We start from the raw sequence: 22,322 nt of genomic DNA on the forward strand, positions 1-22,322 counted from the left end.
GCAAAGTGTTTCATCGGCGCTCGGGCCTCAACGATGCCCTTTGTCGGCCAATGGGCAGAGGACTGGTAGAAATGGTCGGGCCGGTATTCGCGACCCGACCATCTCCGCATCCTTGCTCAATAACCTACGCGCAACGAGAGCATGCCCGTCAAGTCGGCTCGAGCTTCACCGCCCGGTGCTGCCCCCATCCCCGCGTCCATGCGGATATCAGGACCGAGGCCGATTTCGAAGCTATAGCCAGCGTGGACCCGAAGACGGGTGATGTCGGATACTCGCTCGAAGTCCGCGTCGATAAACAGCAGATCTCCATTCTCGTCGCGGTGCCAAAGCCGGCTACCAACCTGAACGCCGCAACCAATGCCATTCGCCAAGATAAGATCTTCGCACAGCAGGCCAACGGCAGTGTCGAGGCCAGTCCCCTCTTCAGCGTTTTCAGGGCCAAAGGGCGAATAAGTGATCGGAAGGCTGATACGGGTCCAGCTCACATTTCCGAGCAAGAGTTCGACACCATTTGCGGTCTCATCCTCGAATGCAGCGTCGAAGCTGGCTGTCCCGAGACTCTCGCTTGCATGGGAAATGGCGAAATCAACGGTCGCAGGCCGGCCACCTAGCTCAAACTCGCCACGAAGCAGTGCCCCCGCGAGTATCCGATCACCAGCAAAGTTGCCGTCGATGGCGAGACCACCCTCACGAAGATCAAAGTCGTACCAGCTATGACCGATCCCAACGAATGCACCGCCAATCAGCTGTTCATCCAAACGAGCACGGCCGTAGAGTTGAAGGTTCGCACCGACATCCGCGACTTGACTGTCCTCAAACCCGCCAATGCGATTTGAAGCAGTCGAACCGATTGCCGAAATGCCAAGTGCGATATCCTCGTCGACAGTCTTCTCGATCCGCAGCGCTGCAAAGCCACGAACCCTGCTATTGCCATCAAATCGCGAGAAGGTCGCACCCGCATCCACCATCGCTCGCAGGCTTCGACCACAGGAAGAAAGCGCGTCGTTGAAGCGGATATTGGCATTCTGTTGCACTTCGTTGGCATCGATCGCGCCTGAGACATCGCCCTGTTGACGAGCCTGGGTGCAATCCATGTCATCCAACATCAATTGCTCATTGTATCCCAAGAGATCACCGAGCCCGAGCAACGCATGATTGCGGCACGACGATCAGCGTGCCCAGGCAAACCGTTAGCGACCATGATACGAAAAAGGGAAGGCTCAACTGCCCAGCAAGTAGACTGGCTACCGCGCCGCTGACCAAGCTTCCGAACACGGTCGCAGCCAGAAACGTCATGAGCCATCCGGTATTGTCGAGGTCGCGCGACGCGTTGGCACCTCGGTGCACGAGTTGCGTAATCACGACGCCTTCGACGATGTTGGCAACCGTGTACCCCGCCGCTTCGATAAGCGATGCCCCGAACTGGATATTGGAAATCAGGCTCGCCGCCGCGACCGTCGCGATGATTGGTAACTTGGCAACGCGTTTCGCGAGCAAGAGCGCGGCGACGAAGATTCCGCTTGCCGGCCAAATGGTAGCCAATCCGTTGGTCGACTGGGTGAATTCGAGCGAAAAATACGCGCTGAGGTAGTAGGCCAACCCTACGGCACCAGAGATCGCGACAGACCGCAGACTGGGGTAAAATGGAAAGGTGGGACCAAGCATTGCCAACTCATGGAGGCAAAAAGGGTTAACGCTTCGATTAGAATTCCCGGTTACCCGCGGGCCGCGAAGAATATGGTCGGGAGTGTCGTCATTGGTCTGGCCCAAGGTTAGGGGGCACAGTGAGGGGTACAATCTGGGGCAAACCACTCACCGGCTGGTGGGCTTTTCCAGATGTTTCAGCGACTTGAATGAAAAATGGCTGGGGTGGCAGGATTCTACGCCCCAGCCATAATCTTTCTAAGTCACTGAAAACAAACGGATCAGCATGGGGCGCTACGCCCTAGGGGCACAGCTAGAGGCACACTTAGGGGCACAGTTATTGCGACCCATTCGCACCTCTTGTCGGCATCATAGCTGCTCGGCGGCGGTTGCCAACCAGGCCTCGCGCGCGGTGGCCCGATCACCATCCGAGCCCAGCCGGCGATCGACCTTGCTCCACCCGAACCTGGTCAGCTTTCGTGGCAGCACCATCGCATGAACGTGCGGCGCATTGTCGCTGCCCATGCGAAATGGTGCATGGAGCACCAGCAGGAGCGGAAGGCCCCTGCCCTTCACATATTGCTCGCGCAGCCACTGCCTCGCGACTTCATAGGGCCCGTGGAGGTTCATCGCCTCTGCGAAGCGCATGGTGACCTGCGCGAAGGCTAGCCGGTCTTTCGCCGAAAGCGACTTTTCATAATCGCTGACGAGGAAGTCAGGATCTGCGTAGATTTCGGGGGCATCAGCGGGCAGGAGCAGCTCGACCCGCTCTGCGGTGTCGACATTCCCCTCCTTCGCTCCCGGTCGGCGCTTCGCGAGAAACATCGGCGCGATGCTCTCCCGTTCGCCCAATCCCTCTTCCCAGTTGAAGCGGGCGAAACTGAACGGGTCGTCGGCATCGCCCTCCCAGAACGGCTTGAGCGCGATTGTTTTCGATTTGGTGGCCTTGCGATTGGTCATCAGAACCACCCCTGCGCCGCGATCGACAGATATTCGGCGCCGAACAGGATGCCGCGATGACGGTCAGCCCAGTCGAGATATGGCGGATGTTGCTCCACGATGAGTCCTTCCTGCTCGAGCCGGACGCATGGCCCCTCGCCGACACTAGGCACCAGCCACGCTGTGCCTGTGGGTTGCGGGATCCAGAGCTGATAAGCAAAGAGCACAAGCTCGCTCGCGAGCAGCTTGACGTCGAACGTGGCCCGCCCCGGTCGGTCATTGGCTCGAACGATGAGGAGATCGCTCTCCACTGCTGACGACACGAGGATGGCCTCGCGCGTCACTAGCGGCCGCCGGCAACCAGTGCCGACAATCAGCAGGTTGGCTTCGGGCAGGAAATAGTTGTGTTCGAGAAGCGGCGAGAGGCTTGTCGGATCCTGGTCGAGAAACCCATCGATGATCGACCCTGTGGCGAGCATCAGCCGTTTGGCCTGCGCGCATGGCTCAGGCGTCGGTTCGAGCTTCAGGCGAGCGAGTTCTTGCGGTAAAGTATTCATTGGCTTGGTCCTTGAGATGGTGGTTGCACGGCAGCCGCGACGACCAAGCCCAAGGTCGCGTCTGCCAAATTCTTTCATTCATTCTGGCTTAGTCAAAAGCCCGACTTCCATTCCCTTCAATAGCGTTGTGGATGCGCAAGCACCGCTAGCGCCCCCGCCCTCCCTTCTGGCGACGAAGGATCTCCGCGTTGATCAAGTCATGACCGTCAAGCTCGTTGGATCGTTCGATGTCTTCCGCCTGAGGCTCGGCATCCTGAGCCATGTCGTGCTCGCTCTTCTCGATTGTCGGCTGCCGACTAGGGTCGCGTGATCGTTCGTGGTCCTGCTCGGCGGCTGCGCGCTCCCGAGCCACGCGATCCCTCTCACGAATGCGGTCAAATTCCGATTTCAGCGCGGGATCCTGCTCCAACCAACGCAAGTGAGGATGAAGGTCCTCGGGGAAGTTCTTCATCAGAGCCAATACCTGTTGCCCACTGACCTTGCAGGCGTCGGGATTCCTCGTCAGGATTTCGCTGAAGCGATCACGGCACTCGATCAGAAATGAGGTGGCGCGCTCATCTATCGGGCCCTTCATAAATTTCGCGAAATACCGGTCGTCAGGATGCAGGCGTTTGAACGCACTAAGTGCCAAGCGCGGGACACCATCGCGAAAAGCCACCTCGAAATTGTCATTCTGGGCGAACTTGATGCGCTTCATGAAACCGTTGAGCGCGGCTTCGCGATCCTGTGCGTGCTTCGCTAGCGCTTGATCCTTGAGTTGCCCCCATTTGCCATCCACGGACGCAGGTAACTGCTTCGGTTGGGCCTCAACCGTTCGAGGCGATTTAGTTTGCGCGACCGCGCCAGCTGTACGGTCAATGCCGTCAGGTTCGCCGCGCTCATTGCGACGCTCGAAAATCGCTCTCAGACGCCCCTGAGTTCGCGCCATGAGGATCGGGTTCATCAGCACATCCAAGTCTGCCTTCGAGATCCCCGGTACCTTGAAAAGGCCCGCGGGACCGGAAGGCGCTTGGATCAGAAGCTCACGCTCAATCTTCTTAATGATCTCGTTCCATTGTTGCTCGTAGACGGGAGGGTCCTTGTGCATGTTGCTCACTTGAGCGCGTTCGCGTTGAGTGAAGCGACTTTTTGCCTTGGCTTCACTTTCTTTGGTGGGCTCGATCATTCTTTCCTTGGTCGATGGCGTCTCGCCGATCGCCTGGGCCAAAGCATCAATTTCCCTTACCAGTTTCGTTGCTTTGCGTTGCAGGGCTTCGAGCCGAGCATGATCGATTTCCGTACGCTGGAGATCGTTCAGGAATTCACGATCGAGCATTTCTCGATATTGCTGGGCTTCCTCCAGCCGCCGAGCGTACTGATCCTGCTGCCTCTCGCTTTTTTTACTCGCGTCGCCGCCTTGCAGTCTGCGGCATCTTTGCTCCGTCTTGTGGGCCCGTGAATATAGCATGCCCTTCGTCAAGTGGAGTTGCATCGCTTGTCGTTCCCAGCGCGACAGGTTGTCCGCCACCTCCCGGAGGCTCGACATCGAGCCCATCAGATCGGCCGCCTTAGTGTGCGTTGCATTTTGCGCCTTTAGCTCGGCGATGACCGCATCTCCGCTTTTAAGGGCTCTCGTGCGCTCGGCGATCAAGGCTTTGAGCGTTTCCTCGGCACGGTTGAATGCACCTTGCCAAGTGCGCTGCGCGTTCAGGATGCCACCCTCGGTCGTGACGCCCGCGCTGTCGAGCTTCTCAGCCCGACCTAGATGTACTGTCGGTTCTTGGTCGATCCCCATCGCTTCAAAGGATCGTGGGTCGAAGAGGCGATTACTGCCGCTCTTTCGGAGCAACTCGTTACAGATCGAGGCGTAGTCCGATCGAAGGGTCTTCACGAATTCGCGCCCATGCTCCTTCGGAGATTGACCTTCTGCAGGCTGCGCGACGCCTACGCTCTTATTGTTGCGTTTGGACGCCTTCGATCGACCTCGCTGCCCTGGGACGGGCGTGCGGATTTCGAAGTCCCAGCATTCCTCTTCGAAAAGATATTTGCAGGGCCGGTCGTAGAAGGCGATGTGGAGATGGTAATTCCGGCGGTCGTTATGCTCGTCAGGCTCGTGAATAACCGCCGTGTACATCACCTTGAGCGCTTCTAGGCGCGCCGCGAAGGCCTGTAAAATTTCGAGACGCGCGCCATCAGATATGCCATCGGGAAGCTCGGCAACGATGCGATACTGGACGCGACCACCTCGCCCCCGGCGGAGCTTGGCAAGGTCGTCCGTCCAGATGGCCTGGCGCTTCAGTTTATCTCGGAACTGATAGAAATATTTGCGCGGAATATCGATCTCGACGGTCGGCTCCGGCCATCTCCATTCGCGAACCTCTTGCAGCTTCCCGCGATCCTCCTGCGACAGGTCCTTGCATTTGGCGAGCATATCGATGGAACTCTCCCTCCGCTGTGAAGGGATCTTTGCGAGGTTGATGGTCACGCGATCCCGTCGGGGAGTGCGCTCCATTCGTACTACCGCATCCCAAAAACGCTTTCGTGCCGCCGGGTCGTCGGAAATATTGCTGATGATGGCGTGGGCACTCGATGCACCGGCCTCGATATATTCACTATAGCCATCGGCCTCGACTTCCATGACAGCGCTTTCGCGGCCGATATAGTCTTCATGGGCACCCGGATCCGAGACTTCGCCGCTTCCGGTGCCTGAGTTGATGACGGTAACGAAGGCTCGCTTGTCGTCCCCGTAGGTTGCCGTCTTAGACACGCTGATCAGGTTGAAATGGAAAGTCGTCTTGCCAGACGCACTGATCGGACGACCGTCATAGGCAACCGGGTATCGAAAGTCGGCAGGCAGCGAATAGGCGCCGCCGCGTTTCTTCTCCTGATCATCGACCAGCGGCCGGATGCGCACCACGCTCCGAATGAGCTCTTCTTCCTCGAGCTGCGCCTTGCGTGCCATCCGCCGTAACAACCGATCGCGTTCGATCTCCTCTTCAGTCACTCGACTTCCCCCTCGAGACCGAATTGTATCAGTCGCCCAAGGGCCTCGAAAAGCCGATTTTAAAATAAAATTAAGTTACTTAGCTGTTAACCCTGATCGATCGATCAGTCCCGACCAGCGCACCGCCGCGGTCGCCGACGCCAGCATATTTAAGCCGTAAAAGTGAACGGCTGACCATGGGGGCGTACGGTGCAAAAATCACCGTAAAACTGATGCGTTCAGCTTTACGGAATTGCGCTTCTTTCATGTTCGATCGACCGAGGAGTGCCGATTCCCTTCTTTTCCTTCTTGCGGTGGTGGCAAAGCCGTCAGGCGGCGTAGCGTCCGTCCTTGAGTCGGCGAGCCATGCCGATGCCGGTGAGCGCATCGAGGACCGGTCGAACGGTGCCCGCGCGCTTACCCTTGAAGGTACGCGCAACGTCCTGAGCTGCGAGTGGCGCCTCCGCTGGAGGCTCAAAGCGTCACCCGGAGAGATCAAGATCGTCGAGGAATTCCGATCCTGGGCGAAGGCCACTCATGTAGAGGTGGTCGCGCGCGCGGGTCGCAGCAACGTAGAGAAGGTGACGCTCAGTATCGTGGATCGCTTCAAGATCAGCGAGGTCGCCCACTTCGGCAAGACGGTGCGCCGAGGGGACCACGTCCTCATCGAGCGCCATTACGGCCACGGCTCGGAACTCAAGCCCTTTTGCATCGTGCATGGTCATAACCTGCACTCCCGTCGCCTCGGATGCCGCCGCCTTGGCTCGATCAGGCTGCTGGGCATCGCGGACGAGGACACCAATCTCGATGGGATCGATCCCGAGCTCGGTCATTCTTGATAGCCAATCCCGGACGGCTACTCGCTCGTCTTCGAGCGATTCAAAGAGATCCACGTCAGGTGCGGGGCCATCGAACACGGACACCGTTCCCCGCCGACTCTCAGTGACACCATCTTGGTCGACAATCTCGTTTGAGAGAAGCCGATCAGCGACAGAACGAATCTGATGGGACGTGCGATAGCAGACCTTCAAGACCTTAGAGCGTCCGCGAACATCGATGCCGAGCCGACACCAGGAAAACGGAAGATGAAATATGCGCTGGCCTAGATCCCCGGCGAAGAACAACGCATCGTCTTGCGCTTGACCTAGCTTGCCGAGAAACTTCGCTTGAGCAACCGACAGATCCTGCGCTTCATCGACAACGACGTGCGTGTAAGGGAAGGCCTCGCCTGCCTGGAGACGGTGGCTAAGCTCCGCATAGGCATCAGCCCATGTGACCAAGCCGCTTTCCATGAGGTGCGAACGAACAGAGGAAAATACTTCCCAGGCCGTCTCGCGCTGGTTCTGACCTAGCCTGATCTTCCGACCGAGCCGGGGAACCTTCTGGTAGTCATCGGGGTCGACCACCCCCCAGGCATCGACAACCTCTTCCCATTCTTCGAACAGGAAGTCGGTCGTATGCCCTGCGCCATGGCCAGACCTCACAGCTGCTGAGATAGCGTCGTGGCAGTTGCCACTGGAGACGTTCACGTTTTCGGCCAATGGCAAAGGAGCATTTCTGATGGCCCGTCACTGACTTACTAGATAGTCGTAATTTGGGCCGATAACGGACCGTCGGCATTATATGAATTCGTGGCCAAGCGAGCCACAAACGACCGCCGCGACCTCCCCCCCAATGCGATTGCCCGAGTCCGTCATGCCCAGCCCGGATTGAAGACATTCGATGCGCTTCGCTGAGGACCTCGATGCCTTCATTTCTCCTCTCAGTGGCCGTTCTTAGTCCTATTGCAGAGAGGGAAAAAGATGCTGCGACAGATCATGTATTCGAGTTACGCGACCAGCCCGATGTCACCGACGTCGATCGAACTTCTTCTGCGCAAAGCGCGCCGGGCAAACGAGACCAACGAGATCACCGGCCTGCTCATTCACTCCAAGTCTCGATTTATTCAGATCTTCGAAGGGCCCTCACACGCTGTCAACGATCTCCTGCGCAAAATTGAATGCGATCCTCGTCACCACTCAATGAAGATCATTCATGATAGACGCTCAGCATTTCGAGCCTTCCCGGATTGGGAGATGGGGTTTGAGGATAACCCCAGTCCGACGGCGAACGATGTTGTGGTTCAATCAATGATACGAATGTTGAACTCGCTTCCCGTCGCTAAAGCGGCCTAGCTGGTAGATGACGGCCAACTTATAACTTAGTCGGCCATTGGGCCGGTAGCCGACCGTCCGCATCCAGTGTCCGGAGCTGGGTACAGTGACTCTCCGCGCGTGATAATGATCCTAGGGCTCGGACCTGATGACTTTCTCTAGTCATACATCGTCCGCGCGCTCAAAAGCGCGTAACTGCTTCCGGTATGCCATCAGTAGCGTGTCGTTCTCGCCGATGCGCTCAACGCGTGCGCGATGCTCTTCCGCACTTTCATATGTAATTTTGCGATCTGAAGCTCGTCGATCGAACAGGCAAGCGCGGGTTTTGGCAATGCGAGCGCGGTGATGCCGATCATGTAGGTCCGGAAAATCATGCTGGTACTCATCGCCAGCTCAGAGTTTGACTTCCTTCACAGTGATTCCGCAAAGTGGGGCAGCACTCTTTAAGATTTTCCTGACGGCCAAAGTCCTAATCTTCCCGTCCACTTCCGGTGTAATCGATGGATCGAATAGATAAAATATTCGATCTGCTGGATCATCGAGCAATTCCCGGCCCTTCATATTAGTTCTTTCGCTCGTGATCACTCTTGGTGCGCCTCCATGTCCCACAACAGCTATTGCCAGATTCCTCTTGAAGTCAGCTGGCAAAGGCTCTTCGGCGGCATTCTGGAACGGTAGATTAATCAAATGAAGCTCCTCCCCTTCCACGATCTCAAATCTGGCGAGACTACTCGTGCCTACGAGGTGGGAACCATCATCGGAGGTAAAAGAGTCACTCTTTCTTGCGAATTCGAACTGGCAGTCTCCATCGTCGTTGCGCGTGACGGATATTGATCCCTTCACCTGATGATCTAAAAATTCATCATGGTACGTTAATTTGTAGTGATGGTTGAATGCCTTGATGCCCGCTTGGATAGCCGTCCAGCTACTGGAGGGGTTTAGGTTGAGATAGGCGCATCCTGCCTGCTGCCGTTCAGAGTCAATGCGACTACGAAAACTTGAGAGACTCGCCGAGCTGTAAACCTCTTCGAGCTCTTCAATTACCTTGCAAGTTTGGACTTCCCGACCCAACTCGTTAAGAATCTCGCTAAGTCTCACTAGGCTTTCGGTGGCGTGAGGGTCTTCCTGGTTTTCCTGATAGATACTCAGATATATCTCTGCTGCCCCCATGAGATCGCCTACGCGGTAAAGTTCGCTCGCCTGCGAAAGATCATCGTTTTCGCTGGACTGACCGGTGTCGTGCTGACGTAGATCGCCAAGCTGCGCGTGAGCAGCAGCCTGCGTGCCTGGTACCAGAAAGATGGCCAGCGCGCATAAAACGGACCAATCAGCAGCTTTCATTAGATAATCCTCGAGTGACATATTAGCGCTTTATAAGTGCGCACGAACTAGCGTGTCGGGCCTAGCGAATTCGTTTGCCGCCCTTAAGATCGATGGAAATCGGATCCCATTCGAAGATCGTCCAGTCGTCACGCGGACGGTGCGAGCTCAACCAGCTTTCTTTCTGAACATTGCGATCTCGAAGGGCTTCCAATGCGCCTGAAAGAGACGCTTGGTAATTGGTTTCAGCCTTACAGTAAGAGCCAAAGCTGGCGACCTCACGACGCTCGAGGTTGTGCGCTTGTTCAAAACTACGCTGGATGCTCTCCAACATACCTTTGCGCCATTCGTCATAATCGGCACGAGGAGAGCTCGAAGTTACCTCATATACCGCTGGTTCGTATTGCCGCATGAAGGTCTTCTTTGTCCGACCGTCATCGTACGTATCTGAAAATTGGCAATTCGGGCTATCGACGAACCATTCCGTTCTCATGGCGGCGTCGCGAGAAGCATTTTTGCGTGCAGAGCGAACGCGGTCACGCCGGCGCTCCTTGGCGCGCGCCCGAGCGATATCCGCCTCTACGATTGCTTCCGATCGCGCTTTTTGCTTTCCCTGCTCACGTATGCGCTCCCAGCGCTCGTTTCGAGAAGTTGGAGCGCCTGGTATCCGCGGAGGACGCGACGCACGTTCAATCCGCGCGGCGCCTCGCGCGGTTTCTTGCACAATCGTTTCGGCAACACCGGCCCACATCCGGCGCTCAGCTTCCGCTTTACGGCGTCGCTCGGCCTCCTTGGCTCGCTCATGAGCTTCGTCTGCGCGAAGACGTCTCTCTCGCATTGCGGCTCGGTCCGCCGCGAACTGTTCCCGCGAGGCCTTAGCGCTATCCGACCACCTCATAAACCATGTCTCGGCGGTATAGCTTCTTTCATCAGGGGCAAAATATATCTCTGCCTCTGGGTCGAGCCCGAGAGCAATAAGTTTGTCGATCGTTGCAAGACGATAATCGGGAATGGCCCCTTCATCGGGGTAAGCGACGAAAAGCGCGGTGACGCCTTCGGGGGCTTCATGAAGATCAGCTCCATTGGCCAAAACGAAATCAATTAACTCGGGAGAAGCCATTCGCGCGGCCTGATGTATAAGAGGAGTCTCAAAGGGTGAATAGCTGCCCCCTTTACGCATAAGAGGCTCAATCCTGCCATCAGCCCAAACGCGGAGACTGTACCCTTCCTCTTTGTCGGCAGCGAAACGTTTGTAATGGATGTACGCTCCAGTGGAATGTCGCTCACCAACCACTCCCCACCGGCGCCCCTGAGAATCACGATTGCCAACGAGTTGAGGCAATATCTCAAGCTTGGCCTCGTCCTCTCCCGCCTTTAGCCCTTCGGCACCACCACCTTCCCAAAAATTATCTTGTGCGAGCGCGGGCCCCGCCAAGACAGTAGACCCGAATAGCAGCATTGTTTTCCATCGCTTATAAGGTGTCATGCCCAAACCCTCCAAAAGCATCTATTAGCCTAAAGACAACGCTAGCGAAGTCTCATCAGCGTCTAACTACTCTCTGCGTCCGATCGTAGACTTTTTCAGATCGCACACTTCAGCAATCTCTTCGAAAATTTCATTGATAAGAGGGAAGTGTTGCTCAATTCCGACCTGCGGGCTTTCTTGAAAAGCGGTATAAATTGGGAGCATCCCAGATTCGCCCGAATAGCCTGTCCGCTTGCCTTGAGGCCGTTCGTCAGCAAACCCAATTACTTTTATCGTTTTCGGCGGCCCGCCTTTCGAAGACAATCCGAACCAAGGACTTCCGCGAAACAGGGGGTGCGAGTTTTTGGGGTTTTTCTCGAAGCTAAATACAATTCCATCTCCCGGCTCGGTGTAGAAAAACCCATTATAGGTAGCCCTGGTATAACTATCCCAAATTCCTGAGAGACGCGAGTATTGCTTGCTTGCCTGATGAGAGTAAAAGATTTTGCATTTATATTCAGACGTATGGGGTTCAACAATCGAGATACCTACATGATTCTTTGTGCGTCCTTTGGTTTTTTTGTCGAGCCTTTTGATGTTACTTGTAAAATTAAAGGGCCGGAGAGCAATTTTTAACTTCTTATTGATTGATTCTAGGCGCTCGGGGAAAAGGTGTTCCTTCTGAGCTTGTGCTTTCGCTTCTAAGCGTACCAATTCCTTTTGAGCTTGATCAGACATTGCATAGTACTGTGGGATAGAGCTCAATATAGAAGATACGTACCAAGGCTTTTCTAGGCCCAAAAAGATTTCGGCTCGCAAAAGCTCTAATCGCGCATTGGAAGCCTTGTCGGAGAACTTTTGGTAGTCCCGACGAGCGCTGATCAAGTGCGATAGGGCTTCTTTATACCTTTCGGCCTCTAGGGCGGCGACACTGTCTAGATAGTGTTGTTTCGCTTGCGTTTCCCAATGAGTTCGATCGGAATTATCTGCGACTTGTGCAAACGCAGATGAGGTGGCCGCCGTCAAATTAAGGTAGGCTGCAAGAGCAAGGATACGCATTTTTGGCTCCATTTATGTCAGATTTACGACGATCCACCTCTTTCGCCAGACTGACCGCGAGGTTCGCGCAGTTTAGCGAATTCGTTTGCCGCCCTTAAGATCGATGGAAATCGGATCCCATTCGAAGATCGTCCAGTCGTCACGCGGACGGTGCGAGCTCAACCAGCTTTCTTTCTGAACATTGCGATCTCGAAGGGCTTCCAATGCGCCTGAAAGAGACGCTTGGTAATTGGTTTCAGCCTTACAGTAAGAGCCAAAGCTGGCGACCTCACGACGCTCGAGGTTGTGCGCTTGTTCAAAACTACGCTGGATGCTCTCCAACATACCTTTGCGCCATTCGTCATAATCGGCACGAGGAGAGCTCGAAGTTACCTCATATACCGCTGGTTCGTATTGCCGCATGAAGGTCTTCTTTGTCCGACCGTCATCGTACGTATCTGAAAATTGGCAATTCGGGCTATCGACGAACCATTCCGTTCTCATGGCGGCGTCGCGAGAAGCATTTTTGCGTGCAGAGCGAACGCGGTCACGCCGGCGCTCCTTGGCGCGCGCCCGAGCGATATCCGCCTCTACGATTGCTTCCGATCGCGCTTTTTGCCTTCCCTGCTCACGTATGCGCTCCCAGCGCTCGTTTCGAGAAGTTGGAGCGCCTGGTATCCGCGGAGGGCGCGACGCGCGTTCAATCCGCGCGGCGCCTTGGGCGACAGCTCCCGCTATCCCTGCCCACATTTGGCGTTCAGCCTGAGCTTTTCGGCGCTCTTCCTCCTGCTCCCAAGCTTTTGCCGCTAGGCGCTCCCGTTCGCGCTCCGCCTCGCGTCGACGACGCTCCTCTTCGTAGGCCGCCCGCTTTCGGTCTTGCTCCTCGATCCGCCCGCGTTGGCGCTCCTGCCAAGCCTTGTAACTTTTCCGGCTCGCTTCGTACGACGTATAGGCAGTGTTCCCGAATACATCTTCATGATCTTCGTCGACGCCCGCAGAGATAAGCGCATGAGCGATGGCTAAACGCGTCTCGGAAATATCCTCGTCACGGCTCTTAAGTGCGTAAAACAGCACGGTTCGATCATTATTATCCACCCAATTGAGATCGGGCTTCTTTGCCAGCACCTGTTCCAAGACCGATAGGTCTTCCCATCGAACCGCAATAAGAAGAGGGGGCATCCCCGGAGTTACTCTCGCACCCCCACCAGAGAACTTCCCAGTACTGAAGCCTTGTTCTTCGTCGAAGCGAATAAAACGGCCTACAGGCTTGTTACTGGCGACCTCGATCCAATAGGTAGTGTCGTCGTCGACCGAGACTTGCATATAACGACCGTCAGAGTTCTTGACGGTTTTGAGGTACGCTATCTCCTCTGACGGAATGGAATCCTGCTGAACAAAAAAAACTCCGTTCGCGAGTGCAAGAATGGTGAAAAAGCTTAGCCGCATCACACTGATCCCAGTTTGAATCTAGACGTGACAACCTCTCACATCATTCGACCCAATACAATAATCGAGATTGCAGTCTTTCAGCATAGATCACGACTTGAGCACTCACAAGCGTCGGAGAATTGCATCAATGATTCGCTGCTGAGGGCTCCGCCGCCTGCCCGGGCCTTTTCGAAATTATGTCGAAGCCGCACTCTCGCCCGATCGAGCTGAACAGATCCGTATATTTTTGGGTGTCAACATCGCCTTTGTTATCACCGTCTAGTTTTCTATAGTAAATCGGCATCCATTGAAAACTATTATCGGCGATCACCTCGCGCCCACTTAAATATTTATTCCTAATTACTATGTAGTTAAGTCCTCCATCTGATTTCTTATGTCCAACATAGAGGTTTCTCGGAAAATCAGCGGGCAACGGCTCCTCTGCTATGGGCTCGAACGGGATCTCCAACAAGTAAATCGTATCCCCTGGCCTAGCGGAAATGTTTGCGGAATAAGCCTCTAGCAGAAAAGGCGGATTAGAGGGCTTGTCATCGTAAACGTATCTTCCGGAGATTTCAACAATGCACTGGTTGTCCGCATATCTTTCGAGACTGATTTCACCTCGCCAATGTCCTTTGTAGCCATTCTCGTGAATTGACGAGACATTCCAATCTCGATTGATGTCCTCTATTTGAGACTGCAATTGCCTCCACCTCGGACCGGAATCGTAAGGTTGACTGCCAACTAAAATCGACGCCGCGACCACAGAAATAAACATTTCGACCCCTTGTATCCTGGTTAATTCAGTCACCGACTTTCGTCGAAAAGTATGGAAACATCAATAATCAGGGCTATGGCGATTGACCGGTGAGAATGGCAACATTTAAGTAGGCCTTTCTCGAAGGAAAGAGATGCAAGGGGGCATGATGAAATATTCTGGATTGCTGTTGGCCGGTCTGTTCTGCGTGGTTGGCTCCTCAGGCCATGCGCAAGACAGGGGAGGTGACTGGGCCACTCTGCAAGCGGACGTTGCGAGCTTTAATGATGGCTACAAGCTCACTTATCACCAAGACTATTTATACACTGAAATCGTCGGCAGCGTAGCCATCGCTCGCGATGACGACGGGCGTTGTCGATTTTCTTTTTCAAAGCAGAGCAGTGCGATCGTCCCAGAAAATAACAAGTCTCTGACCGAAACTTGGAAAGTCGCTGATTTCACCGTCGAAGATGGTGATGACTTTCTGCTCATAACACTTCCGTTTCAGACGAACGGGGAAGAACCGCTGGCAGCAGACTTTCCAAAAAATCTTGTCATTGCAGTGCAGAATTCGGAAGGGAAACCGAAAATAATCACGAGCAAAAAAACATATTTTAGTGGGCGGGAGTTGATTGACGATCCGACTGAGCCAGGGTTTTTCGTTTATGACAGGGCGATCACGGCGGACATAACTGGTGAAATTCAAACGCAACCACTCATCGCAATTTTGAAGAACGCTGCCACGCAGTGTGGGTTCGCGCTGCATGAACGAGAGATGTAGGTTCAAGCACGATATGGAGCCCGGCAGTATTTGCAGGAGGACAGACCCGACCTTTAGCCAGCGCCATATTCGTTCGTATTTTCGGATCGCACGAGCCGTGCGGGCACCTGCCGTTAGCACAGAACGTCTTCGAACTTTTGACCCGTCACCTAGCAAAGAAATCTGCTTTCACCTGCAAATGGATCAGAGCAGCAAGGGACAAACGCCCGGGAAGCCCCGTCCTTCATTCGCGAATGACCGATATGGTGCGCCTCTCACCCGTCCCTGAACCACCGAAATCGGGCGCTAAGCGGACATCAATTTCGCCTCCAGACTTGAATTTCCCAATGATTTGAGTGCCCATCTTTGTTACGCCGGGCGCACCATTTCTCAAAAACCTCAATATCAAGCCATTCTTCTGGCAGGCGAAATATCGAATGTGGGCACCAACGACCGCCTCTGGGCCGTAAGCTGACTGTCCGGTTGTAAAATGGCAGGCTGGGAAAGCAGACGCTGGGCGGGGTGGCGGATTGGCTAGGACCGCGTGATCTCTCATTGTTGAGGTGCCGGCACTACGCGAACAACGCCAAGGTTAGGAGTATGGCTTCATTGCCGAGGCTTTGCTTCGCAAAATCTAGAACTCTGCGCGACTATTGTGCGGAGTGAAGCATTAGCGACTAGGCCTTTCTGATTTTTCGCGCGATCCACTTCCAAAAACGCTTCCACCATGGAGCATTGAGATCATCGTAGTAGCGCTCACGGCGAAGCTGTTCGGCTCTTCGACCCGCCATGATTTCCTCTTCCGTCCACTGGGCACACCATTTTACCCGACCGTTCGTGATGAAATAGTGCGAACGGCATGGCCTCTGCCAATTGCCGACTGAAGGGCGCAACGTCGGATTTTTGTCCGAGCCGGCCAAACGCCATTCGGTCGGAAGTATGGGCGTACGTATCTTCGAACCGCAGCCACACGCGCATAAATGCGCAGCGGTCTCGAACTCGTCAGACACATACAGTACCCCCGGTTCGAGTTGCTTCGGCATGAAATGGACGCGCTCAACCTCAAAGTTCATCGATCGTTCTCACATTAATGACGCTCAGATCTGCTATTTCGAAGAGACTGTTGATGTTCGCTTCAGCGCTTCGGTAAAATTCGCGAAGCTGCTTGTAGCGGATCATGGCAAGACATGCGTTCAGTGCGTTGAGCTCACTAATCTGAATATTATCGCGATAAAGATTGTCCGCTCCATCTGCTGTCTCGGCAAGTCCTTTCGCCTTTAGCTCCCTTGCAATCCCTGGCTCGAAATAGGTGGCCCTCATCATTCCGCTGATGGGTCCATCCTTCCGTTTTAGGCCCATACCGACATCGATGAATGGGATGCCGAGCTCGATCAATAGATCAAAGATTTCGTTTCGGGCCGAACCCTTATCGACGCAAACAAAAGCAAACGTCACCCCTTCGAGCTCTTCAGCTGACTCACTCGTGATGTAGTTAGCTCTTAGCGAGAGGCCATGGCGGAATGGCTCGTACCGCGCTTGATAGACGTCCGCCTTTTTGCATCCGAGCTCTGCCTCGTCGAGTTTTCCTGGCGATCTGTAGGCATTGTGGACGTGAAAGTCGTCGCCATCGAAGCCAACGATGTTTGGAATGCGCGCCTTAACCGCATAATCGAGGAGGAAGGCGCCAGTACCACCCAGTCCGATAATCGCGATCTTTTCGTCGGCGAACCCTGCATTGAGTTCAGCAATGCCGGCTCGGCTCGTCAAGGTATCCTGGAGTTTGAATATCGCATCCTTAACTTCAGTCTTGTCCGCTCTGTACGTGTATGGCGTGACCATATGTTTCTCGATGGCCGGCCCCGAAATAATGGCTACGTAACTCTCGATCTTTTCAAAGTGGTCGGCGAATTTTCCAGTGGCTTTGGGTTTGTTGGAGAACGAGCGCTGCACAACAACGTCCGAGTGCTCAGCAGCCAGCGCGATGGAAGTTGCCCCCCCACCCAAATTCAGAATCTGCCGACCTTGAAGATCATATGGATGCGATCCCGCGAAATAGATTTGGTGATCCTGCTGCTGCATCACTTCGCCATCGACCGACACAAGCTTGGAAACGATTGCGCCCGACTGCAAATTCCCGGCGGAGTCGAGATAGGGAATATCCCTCACGATCAGGTGACCTTGATCGAAAGCGACGGCGTAACCTCGCTCGACAAGTCGAGCGAGGTCCTGATTACGACTGACCAGTTTCTGAAACACTGAACCGCATCCCATCCTTGATTTTCACCGAAGCGCCAGCGACCAACGTGCCTTCCGGCTTGTTGCCCTGACCCCGTTTGTAGGTCACCGAATAGGTGATGTTGGGGTTATCGGCGTAGCTGGGCTCTTCCAGCGTCACGGCCTCCTCGTAACTGATCTCATCTTTCGACCACGGATGCGGAGTGCCCTCTACATAAATTGTCACTTCTTTCGTTTCATTCTTAGCCATGGGGCTGCCTTTCATGCTGTCACACGCCACTACGTTCAGCGCCGCTTCATCAATAATTAGCTATATAATGGCTGGACAGTAGCTAGTCAATAGCCATGAGGTGTTGACATTTTGGCTTTGAATCGTATTTTGGCGACCCCGAATGGAGAGAGGACATGGCAACCAAACGAACAATGACACTCAACCTTACTGACGCGGAAATGTCGGTGGTTGAGGACTTCAGCGCACGAAAGGACATGAGCAAAACCGCGGTCTTGCGGCAGGCTCTGCGCCTTTACCAGCTGCTTGAGGCTCGTGTCGAAAAGGGCGACAAACTCTACGTCGAGAATGAAGCTACGAAGGACAAAGCCGAGATCATGATGGTATGAGTGAAAATGGTCTAAGGGTAACGTTGCTTGATACCGCAACAGGAGAGCCTCGCGAGGCCGAGCTGCTGTCGTCAATCACCGAGAAGCAATTGACTGATGTAGAAGGCGAGTGGAAGCCGGCCCTCTATGACCGCTTTCGTGAATTCAATCGCGCGGGTAAGCCGCCGACCGAGTGGCCTGGCACCGAGAATAAGCATTGGGATTGGCGTCAAAAAGTTGAGAAGCTGCAAGGATTGCTTTCGCATGACGGCTATTGCCTGACCTGCCAAGGCATGACTGAGGGGCTGATGTTGATCGATACGAGCAGTTATCGCTGTCGTTTGCCCGAAAACGAGAAGCGAAACTTGGTCTACATTGACTATGTCGAGAGCGCGCCTTGGAATAGGCCGGAGCTAGAACAGGTGCCCCGTTACCGTGGCATCGGCAGCATTCTGGTAGGCGCCGCGATTGAACGCAGTATCGCCGAAGAATTCAAGGGCCGTATCGGCCTACACGCTCTTCCGCAGGCTGAGCCTTTCTACAGCGCTACCTGTGGCATGAGTGACCTCGGACGCGACGACACAAAACAGGGATTACGATATTATGAGATGACGGCTGCACAAGCAGAAGCGTTCATCGCGAAAGGAAATAATCGATGAGCACTCATATGACCATGGAGTGGTGCCTTAGAATGGCAGAGCTCGAGGGCAACGCTTCGATCGCTGCAGGCGCGTTAGCGCTTGACCCCGTTTTTGAGGAAGCGCCTGCTGTGGCTGATGCAGATGAGGCCAATGTTGCATTCGGCCGCTTTGTGCGACTCATGCGTCGTTCGCGAAGGATGTCGCGTGAGCAGCTCGCCGAGCAAGCAGATATCGACATTAAAGAGCTTATCGAGATCGAGGACGATGTAAGGCATAAGCCGGATATCCGCTCCGTCTATCAGCTATCACGCGTGTTCAAGCTCCCCAGCGCAAAGCTCATGCATGTTGCCGGCCTGGCCAAGGCTCGCAACGACAATCTTGAGCGTCACATGGAACGATTTGCCGCACGCTCTGACCCTATGGCGGACCTGACAGATGAAGAACGCGCGGCTTTAGAGGATTTCGTTGCGCAACTAAGTTTGGACAAATGATAGACACTCGCCAAAGGGGGCATGATTGGCAAAGAACCGAATTCTCTCGGAAAGAACTACAGCAGATATCGACCGCCGGGTTGCGAAGGTGTTGGATGGCCTTGGTAACCCGGAGCCCCCTTTGGAGTTGTCCGATGTTCGCCAGCTTCTGCGGCTAGATAGACAATTCTACACAGCTGACGACACAGGTGCGGTTCGAGAGACTGTCAGTCGAATAAAGGTCGCAACAGTCCAAATCTACGAGCGGCCTAAGCTCCTCCTCGAAGCTATTCGGAAGATGTCGCTAAAGGCACTCTACCTACCAGACCAACGCCGGATCCTGCTCGATGAAAACGAGCCTAAGTTGAAGCATCGATGGAACGAGGGTCACGAAATTGGCCATAGTTTGCTGCCGTGGCACCATGACGTCATGCTTGGCGACAATGGCTTTACCTTGTCTCATGATTGCCACGATCAGATCGAAACGGAAGCCAACTACGCGGCCGGTCAGCTGCTGTTCCTTCAGGGTCGCTTCGCCAACGAAGCCTTGGACCTCGCACCAACGCTCGACAATGTGAAGGAGCTCAAGGGCACGTTTGGCAATACGTTTTCGACTACGCTGTACCGGTTCGTTGAGCTTCGTGGCCGGGAAGTACCGATGGTCGGGATGATTAGCGCCCACCCACATCAATCAAGGCGTCCAGCGAATTTTGATCCAGCAAAGCCTTGCCGACATTTTATTCAGTCGCCCGCATTTGCTGACCAGTTCAGCCGTCAATCGGAGGTTGAAGTATTTCGAACCATAGCCAGCTATTGTGGCTCTCAGGGAGGCGGCCCGCTCGGAGAGAGTGAGCTAATTCTGACTGATGACAATGGCGCTCAGCACCGCTTTTTCTTCGAAACCTTCTTCAACCGTTATGACGCTCTTACGCTTGGCTCATATCTGAAGCCGGAACCCATTAAGATCTGCGGATCGGCTTCGATTTTCTAGTCGGTCGAGCAAGGGATCCTGTTCACTACCGGTTCGTCTGCAAGTGCGCGGACCACATCCCAGCAGCTAAGAACTAGAGGGCATAAATAGTCCGTTATCAGCATCCGCGCCGTCGAGAGCGAATGTCCGATATCGGGCGCTAAGCGGACGCCCCCCCCAACCAGCGACCATTGGGGTCGGTTTGCTCGCATTCGACGTCGGGGACCACTCCACGAAAGATCGGCATGTTAAGCGGCGCCGGCTTTAGATGTGCCGTCAGATTTGGAAGATGCTCTATGTTCTCCAACATCTCCTCCAACCTCGTCGCGAGCGTATAGCGCTCATCGGTCTCGCCTTCTCCGGCATGACCCATCATGTCAGCGCGCTCTTCCTTACTGACCCGTTCACGTCGCAGCTTTGCGTTGAAGCCGTGCCGGAAGCCGTGGATATCGCTCTCCGGCGATAAGCCGCCTCGCTTGCGCATGTGCGACCAGGCTAGATCATAGAACTGATCTCCCAAGCTCTCGGAGGAATTGGTCGGTCGAAGCTCGGGGAAGAGTGCTTTGCAATCGCGCTTGGCGATCTCGCGGACATAGTCGACGAGGCCAAGCCTAATGAGCTCGGGGTGTAGAGGAAGTCGCCGGTCGGAGGCCGCTGTCTTGATCTTCCCGTTGTGATTTTCGCGGATATGCACGTAGGGGATCCGCGCATCCAGGACGAAATCGCATGCACAGAGCTTGCAAATCTCCTCGCGCCGGCACCCGAGATAATGGATCATGATCGGACACCAGTAGAAGGCGTCGTGAACAATGGTCTTGCCCGGTGTGAAGCGCTTCTTGAGGACGACCGCCCCCTTCCCCCCGTTGTGCTTGAGCGAACCCGTAAAGGTGGGAAGCGCGAACAGTTTTTCGAGATCCTCCACGCTGGTCGGCGGACGTTCATCGCGCGCTCGCTTGGCACGCGCGCCTTTCTTGATGCGAAGCCTTTTTAACTTCAGCCCCGCATCGATCGAATAGCCCTGCCCTTCAGCCCACTCGAAGAGCGTGCTCAGCCCGGTGACGTCACGATTGATGGTGGTCGCGCTCGGTGCGTTCTCGATTGACTCGTTCGACCGCTCGCCAGCTTCGACGAGCTCGAGGATAATCTTCGCCTCCTTCTCGTTTCGAGGGCTGAGCTTGCGATTGATGAAGCGGCGCTTCTTCATGAAGGTCGCCATATGCTGCTGCGTAATCGAGGAGACGGGAAGCTCCCCCATCAACAGCGTGAAGAGCTTCGCCAGCGTTCGGCGTTGGCGCCCCGTCTTCGGGGACCATTCCCCATCGGCGATTTTCGCCTCCGCGGCTCGCTGAGCGATTTCATATAGGTCTGGGGAGGTATCGACTGCCTCGGCGTCTGATGCAGCTTGTGCGGGGGACGCAGAAGGACTGACAGGCTCCGGTGACGTCGGAGTCTGCCAAACCGGCTGCACCGGTGACGGCCAAACCGGCGGATACACCGGCTGCTGCGCATAGCGTGACCGCGGTGGGTATCCGCGCATAATGGCGTCTGCATCCTGACAGGCATCGCGATAGGGCTCATACATCGCCGCCGTGACCTGTCGTCGGTGACCGTCATGCGGCTCGATGCCCATGTCGCGAAGGCGCGCGTCGATGAAGCGGGGCTTGATGAACACATGTCCCTGCTCTTCGAGCGCAATCACCGCCTCGAGTTCTTGCACGCGGCGAACGCCCCACTTCGCCACCAATACCTCGCGCTCGGCGTCGGTCAGCGGCGCCGGGCCACCGCGCTCACGGCAGCGCTCATAATGGTCGGCAAAGGCACGGTTCGCGATCGCATGCGTATCGACGAGCTGCGGCGAGCATCTTTGCTGTTCGCAGAACCGTCCCAGAAGTTCGTCATAGGCCTGGCGCGCGATCGCCTGGACCTCGCTTTCCGTTAGCCGCGCGTCTGCCGCACGGATCCTCTGTTCGAGCATCAGCTGCACTTCCCCCGTGGACGCGGTCAGAAAAGCCCCCCGGCAGACCGCCTCCTGTTTTTGATATGTTCTCAAGGATATACGCAGATCGAGGGGTCGAAAAGCGGAAGTTGAAATTTTTCTGCGCCACCAGAAAATTCGGCCGCGAAGATAGATGTTGGGGAGTGTCGTCATTGGTCTGGCCCAAGGTAGGGGCACAGTGAGGGGCACAACCTGGGGCACACTCCTCACCGGCCGGTGGGGCTTTTCCAGATGTTTCAACGACTTGTTTGAAAAATGGCTGGGGTGGCAGGATTCGAACCTGCGCATGGCGGTACCAAAAACCGCTGCCTTACCACTTGGCTACACCCCATGAGCCGGGCGCGCTTATAGCGCGTGGGACGCGATTGAAAAGGGGCGCGTGAACAAACG

Annotated in this window: 22 protein-coding genes and 1 tRNA gene; 6 read left to right on the forward strand and 17 right to left on the reverse strand. The window is 55.2% G+C overall.

Going from position 1 to position 22,322, the window contains the following annotated elements; translation table 11 throughout:
* Positions 1 to 116 precede the first annotated feature (116 nt).
* The 6 genes from L8951_RS01195 to L8951_RS01220 form a co-directional block, all read right to left on the reverse strand.
* Positions 117 to 1,106 carry a hypothetical protein gene (locus tag L8951_RS01195; RefSeq protein ID WP_244381176.1) on the reverse strand — a complete coding sequence of 330 codons (990 nt, stop codon included), beginning with the start codon at positions 1,104 to 1,106 and terminating at the stop codon, positions 117 to 119.
* 25 nt (positions 1,107 to 1,131) lie between these two features.
* Positions 1,132 to 1,599, reverse strand: coding sequence for an MASE1 domain-containing protein (locus L8951_RS01200; protein ID WP_244381177.1), 468 nt, complete (start codon positions 1,597 to 1,599; stop codon positions 1,132 to 1,134).
* Between the two features lie 414 nt (positions 1,600 to 2,013).
* Positions 2,014 to 2,604 (reverse strand): MobA/MobL family protein, encoded by a 591-nt coding sequence (locus tag L8951_RS01205; protein WP_244381178.1) that lies wholly within the window; start codon positions 2,602 to 2,604, stop codon positions 2,014 to 2,016.
* A complete protein-coding gene (locus L8951_RS01210) occupies positions 2,604 to 3,140 on the reverse strand; it encodes a hypothetical protein (protein WP_244381179.1) in 537 nt (178 codons plus the stop codon). Before L8951_RS01210 ends, L8951_RS01205 begins: the two co-directional genes overlap by 1 nt.
* A 145-nt stretch (positions 3,141 to 3,285) precedes the next feature.
* Positions 3,286 to 6,123 (reverse strand): MobA/MobL family protein, encoded by a 2,838-nt coding sequence (locus L8951_RS01215; protein ID WP_244381180.1) that lies wholly within the window; start codon positions 6,121 to 6,123, stop codon positions 3,286 to 3,288.
* 461 nt (positions 6,124 to 6,584) lie between these two features.
* Complete coding sequence (locus L8951_RS01220) at positions 6,585 to 7,643, reverse strand: 3'-5' exonuclease (RefSeq protein ID WP_244381181.1); 1,059 nt, start codon at positions 7,641 to 7,643, stop codon at positions 6,585 to 6,587.
* A 261-nt stretch (positions 7,644 to 7,904) separates the two neighbouring features.
* Here L8951_RS01220 and L8951_RS01225 point away from each other — a divergent pair, with 261 nt between their 5' ends.
* Positions 7,905 to 8,276, forward strand: coding sequence for a BLUF domain-containing protein (locus L8951_RS01225; protein WP_244381182.1), 372 nt, complete (start codon positions 7,905 to 7,907; stop codon positions 8,274 to 8,276).
* Positions 8,277 to 8,467: 191 nt separating this feature from the next.
* Here the strand turns inward: L8951_RS01225 and L8951_RS01230 are convergent, their stop codons facing one another.
* From L8951_RS01230 to L8951_RS01255, 6 genes are all read right to left on the reverse strand, one after another.
* A complete protein-coding gene (locus L8951_RS01230) occupies positions 8,468 to 8,641 on the reverse strand; it encodes a hypothetical protein (protein WP_244381183.1) in 174 nt (57 codons plus the stop codon).
* Positions 8,642 to 8,648: 7 nt separating this feature from the next.
* Positions 8,649 to 9,596 (reverse strand): tetratricopeptide repeat protein, encoded by a 948-nt coding sequence (locus L8951_RS01235; RefSeq protein ID WP_244381184.1) that lies wholly within the window; start codon positions 9,594 to 9,596, stop codon positions 8,649 to 8,651.
* Positions 9,597 to 9,657: 61 nt separating this feature from the next.
* Positions 9,658 to 11,061, reverse strand: coding sequence for an ankyrin repeat domain-containing protein (locus L8951_RS01240; RefSeq protein WP_244381185.1), 1,404 nt, complete (start codon positions 11,059 to 11,061; stop codon positions 9,658 to 9,660).
* 66 nt (positions 11,062 to 11,127) lie between these two features.
* Positions 11,128 to 12,099 carry a hypothetical protein gene (locus L8951_RS01245; protein ID WP_244381186.1) on the reverse strand — a complete coding sequence of 324 codons (972 nt, stop codon included), beginning with the start codon at positions 12,097 to 12,099 and terminating at the stop codon, positions 11,128 to 11,130.
* A 72-nt stretch (positions 12,100 to 12,171) separates the two neighbouring features.
* Positions 12,172 to 13,524 (reverse strand): ankyrin repeat domain-containing protein, encoded by a 1,353-nt coding sequence (locus tag L8951_RS01250; protein WP_244381187.1) that lies wholly within the window; start codon positions 13,522 to 13,524, stop codon positions 12,172 to 12,174.
* A gap of 127 nt (positions 13,525 to 13,651) precedes the next feature.
* Positions 13,652 to 14,284: a hypothetical protein gene (locus tag L8951_RS01255; RefSeq protein ID WP_244381188.1), complete on the reverse strand. Its 633-nt coding sequence runs from the start codon at positions 14,282 to 14,284 to the stop codon at positions 13,652 to 13,654.
* 145 nt (positions 14,285 to 14,429) lie between these two features.
* Here L8951_RS01255 and L8951_RS01260 point away from each other — a divergent pair, with 145 nt between their 5' ends.
* On the forward strand, positions 14,430 to 15,044 hold the full coding sequence (locus L8951_RS01260; protein WP_244381189.1) for a hypothetical protein: 615 nt from the start codon (positions 14,430 to 14,432) through the stop codon (positions 15,042 to 15,044).
* A 656-nt stretch (positions 15,045 to 15,700) separates the two neighbouring features.
* Here L8951_RS01260 and L8951_RS01265 read toward each other — a convergent pair.
* From L8951_RS01265 to L8951_RS01275, 3 genes are read right to left on the reverse strand one after another with little or no spacing between them, the layout of a single operon-like run.
* The gene (locus tag L8951_RS01265; RefSeq protein WP_244381190.1) at positions 15,701 to 16,096 is read right to left on the reverse strand and encodes a ubiquitination-like system serine protease family protein; all 396 of its coding nucleotides are present in this window, start codon (positions 16,094 to 16,096) and stop codon (positions 15,701 to 15,703) included.
* Positions 16,086 to 17,279 (reverse strand): ThiF family adenylyltransferase, encoded by a 1,194-nt coding sequence (locus L8951_RS01270; RefSeq protein ID WP_244381191.1) that lies wholly within the window; start codon positions 17,277 to 17,279, stop codon positions 16,086 to 16,088. The genes L8951_RS01265 and L8951_RS01270 overlap by 11 nt, the downstream gene beginning before the upstream one ends.
* A complete protein-coding gene (locus tag L8951_RS01275) occupies positions 17,254 to 17,508 on the reverse strand; it encodes a multiubiquitin domain-containing protein (RefSeq protein ID WP_244381192.1) in 255 nt (84 codons plus the stop codon). The genes L8951_RS01270 and L8951_RS01275 overlap by 26 nt, the downstream gene beginning before the upstream one ends.
* 155 nt (positions 17,509 to 17,663) lie before the next feature.
* On the opposite strand from L8951_RS01275, the gene L8951_RS01280 reads away from it, so the two are divergent.
* Genes L8951_RS01280 through L8951_RS01295 form a run of 4 tightly spaced genes read left to right on the forward strand, consistent with a single transcriptional unit; the run spans position 17,664 to position 19,957 of the window.
* Complete coding sequence (locus L8951_RS01280) at positions 17,664 to 17,876, forward strand: transcriptional regulator (RefSeq protein ID WP_244381193.1); 213 nt, start codon at positions 17,664 to 17,666, stop codon at positions 17,874 to 17,876.
* Positions 17,877 to 17,899: 23 nt separating this feature from the next.
* Positions 17,900 to 18,514 carry a GNAT family N-acetyltransferase gene (locus L8951_RS01285; protein ID WP_244381194.1) on the forward strand — a complete coding sequence of 205 codons (615 nt, stop codon included), beginning with the start codon at positions 17,900 to 17,902 and terminating at the stop codon, positions 18,512 to 18,514.
* Between the two features lie 32 nt (positions 18,515 to 18,546).
* Positions 18,547 to 18,987, forward strand: a complete 441-nt coding sequence (locus L8951_RS01290; protein ID WP_244381195.1) for a helix-turn-helix domain-containing protein — start codon at positions 18,547 to 18,549, stop codon at positions 18,985 to 18,987.
* A gap of 25 nt (positions 18,988 to 19,012) precedes the next feature.
* Positions 19,013 to 19,957: an ImmA/IrrE family metallo-endopeptidase gene (locus L8951_RS01295; RefSeq protein WP_244381196.1), complete on the forward strand. Its 945-nt coding sequence runs from the start codon at positions 19,013 to 19,015 to the stop codon at positions 19,955 to 19,957.
* A 139-nt stretch (positions 19,958 to 20,096) separates the two neighbouring features.
* Here L8951_RS01295 and L8951_RS01300 read toward each other — a convergent pair whose 3' ends face one another.
* The gene (locus L8951_RS01300) at positions 20,097 to 22,085 is read right to left on the reverse strand and encodes a tyrosine-type recombinase/integrase (RefSeq protein WP_244381197.1); all 1,989 of its coding nucleotides are present in this window, start codon (positions 22,083 to 22,085) and stop codon (positions 20,097 to 20,099) included.
* 103 nt (positions 22,086 to 22,188) lie between these two features.
* Positions 22,189 to 22,263, reverse strand: a tRNA-Gln gene (locus L8951_RS01305).
* Between the last annotated feature and the right edge of the window lie 59 nt (positions 22,264 to 22,322).

This window comes from Sphingomicrobium astaxanthinifaciens (genome assembly GCF_022865105.1).
In the GTDB taxonomy this organism is placed as follows: domain Bacteria; phylum Pseudomonadota; class Alphaproteobacteria; order Sphingomonadales; family Sphingomonadaceae; genus Sphingomicrobium; species Sphingomicrobium astaxanthinifaciens.

Bases quoted from the DNA above. Each gene is read 5' to 3' on its own strand.
- L8951_RS01195 (WP_244381176.1), bottom strand. From the start codon at position 1,106: ATGTTGGATGACATGGATTGCACCCAGGCTCGTCAACAGGGCGATGTC.
- L8951_RS01255 (WP_244381188.1), bottom strand. From the start codon at position 14,284: ATGTTTATTTCTGTGGTCGCGGCGTCGATTTTAGTTGGCAGTCAACCT.
- L8951_RS01210 (WP_244381179.1), bottom strand. From the start codon at position 3,140: ATGAATACTTTACCGCAAGAACTCGCTCGCCTGAAGCTCGAACCGACG.
- L8951_RS01290 (WP_244381195.1), top strand. From the start codon at position 18,547: ATGGCAGAGCTCGAGGGCAACGCTTCGATCGCTGCAGGCGCGTTAGCG.
- L8951_RS01250 (WP_244381187.1), bottom strand. From the start codon at position 13,524: ATGCGGCTAAGCTTTTTCACCATTCTTGCACTCGCGAACGGAGTTTTT.
- L8951_RS01230 (WP_244381183.1), bottom strand. From the start codon at position 8,641: ATGAGTACCAGCATGATTTTCCGGACCTACATGATCGGCATCACCGCG.
- L8951_RS01240 (WP_244381185.1), bottom strand. From the start codon at position 11,061: ATGACACCTTATAAGCGATGGAAAACAATGCTGCTATTCGGGTCTACT.
- L8951_RS01300 (WP_244381197.1), bottom strand. From the start codon at position 22,085: ATGACGACACTCCCCAACATCTATCTTCGCGGCCGAATTTTCTGGTGG.
- L8951_RS01235 (WP_244381184.1), bottom strand. From the start codon at position 9,596: ATGAAAGCTGCTGATTGGTCCGTTTTATGCGCGCTGGCCATCTTTCTG.
- L8951_RS01245 (WP_244381186.1), bottom strand. From the start codon at position 12,099: ATGCGTATCCTTGCTCTTGCAGCCTACCTTAATTTGACGGCGGCCACC.
- L8951_RS01205 (WP_244381178.1), bottom strand. From the start codon at position 2,604: ATGACCAATCGCAAGGCCACCAAATCGAAAACAATCGCGCTCAAGCCG.
- L8951_RS01265 (WP_244381190.1), bottom strand. From the start codon at position 16,096: ATGAACTTTGAGGTTGAGCGCGTCCATTTCATGCCGAAGCAACTCGAA.
- L8951_RS01280 (WP_244381193.1), top strand. From the start codon at position 17,664: ATGGCAACCAAACGAACAATGACACTCAACCTTACTGACGCGGAAATG.
- L8951_RS01275 (WP_244381192.1), bottom strand. From the start codon at position 17,508: ATGGCTAAGAATGAAACGAAAGAAGTGACAATTTATGTAGAGGGCACT.
- L8951_RS01225 (WP_244381182.1), top strand. From the start codon at position 7,905: ATGCTGCGACAGATCATGTATTCGAGTTACGCGACCAGCCCGATGTCA.
- L8951_RS01260 (WP_244381189.1), top strand. From the start codon at position 14,430: ATGATGAAATATTCTGGATTGCTGTTGGCCGGTCTGTTCTGCGTGGTT.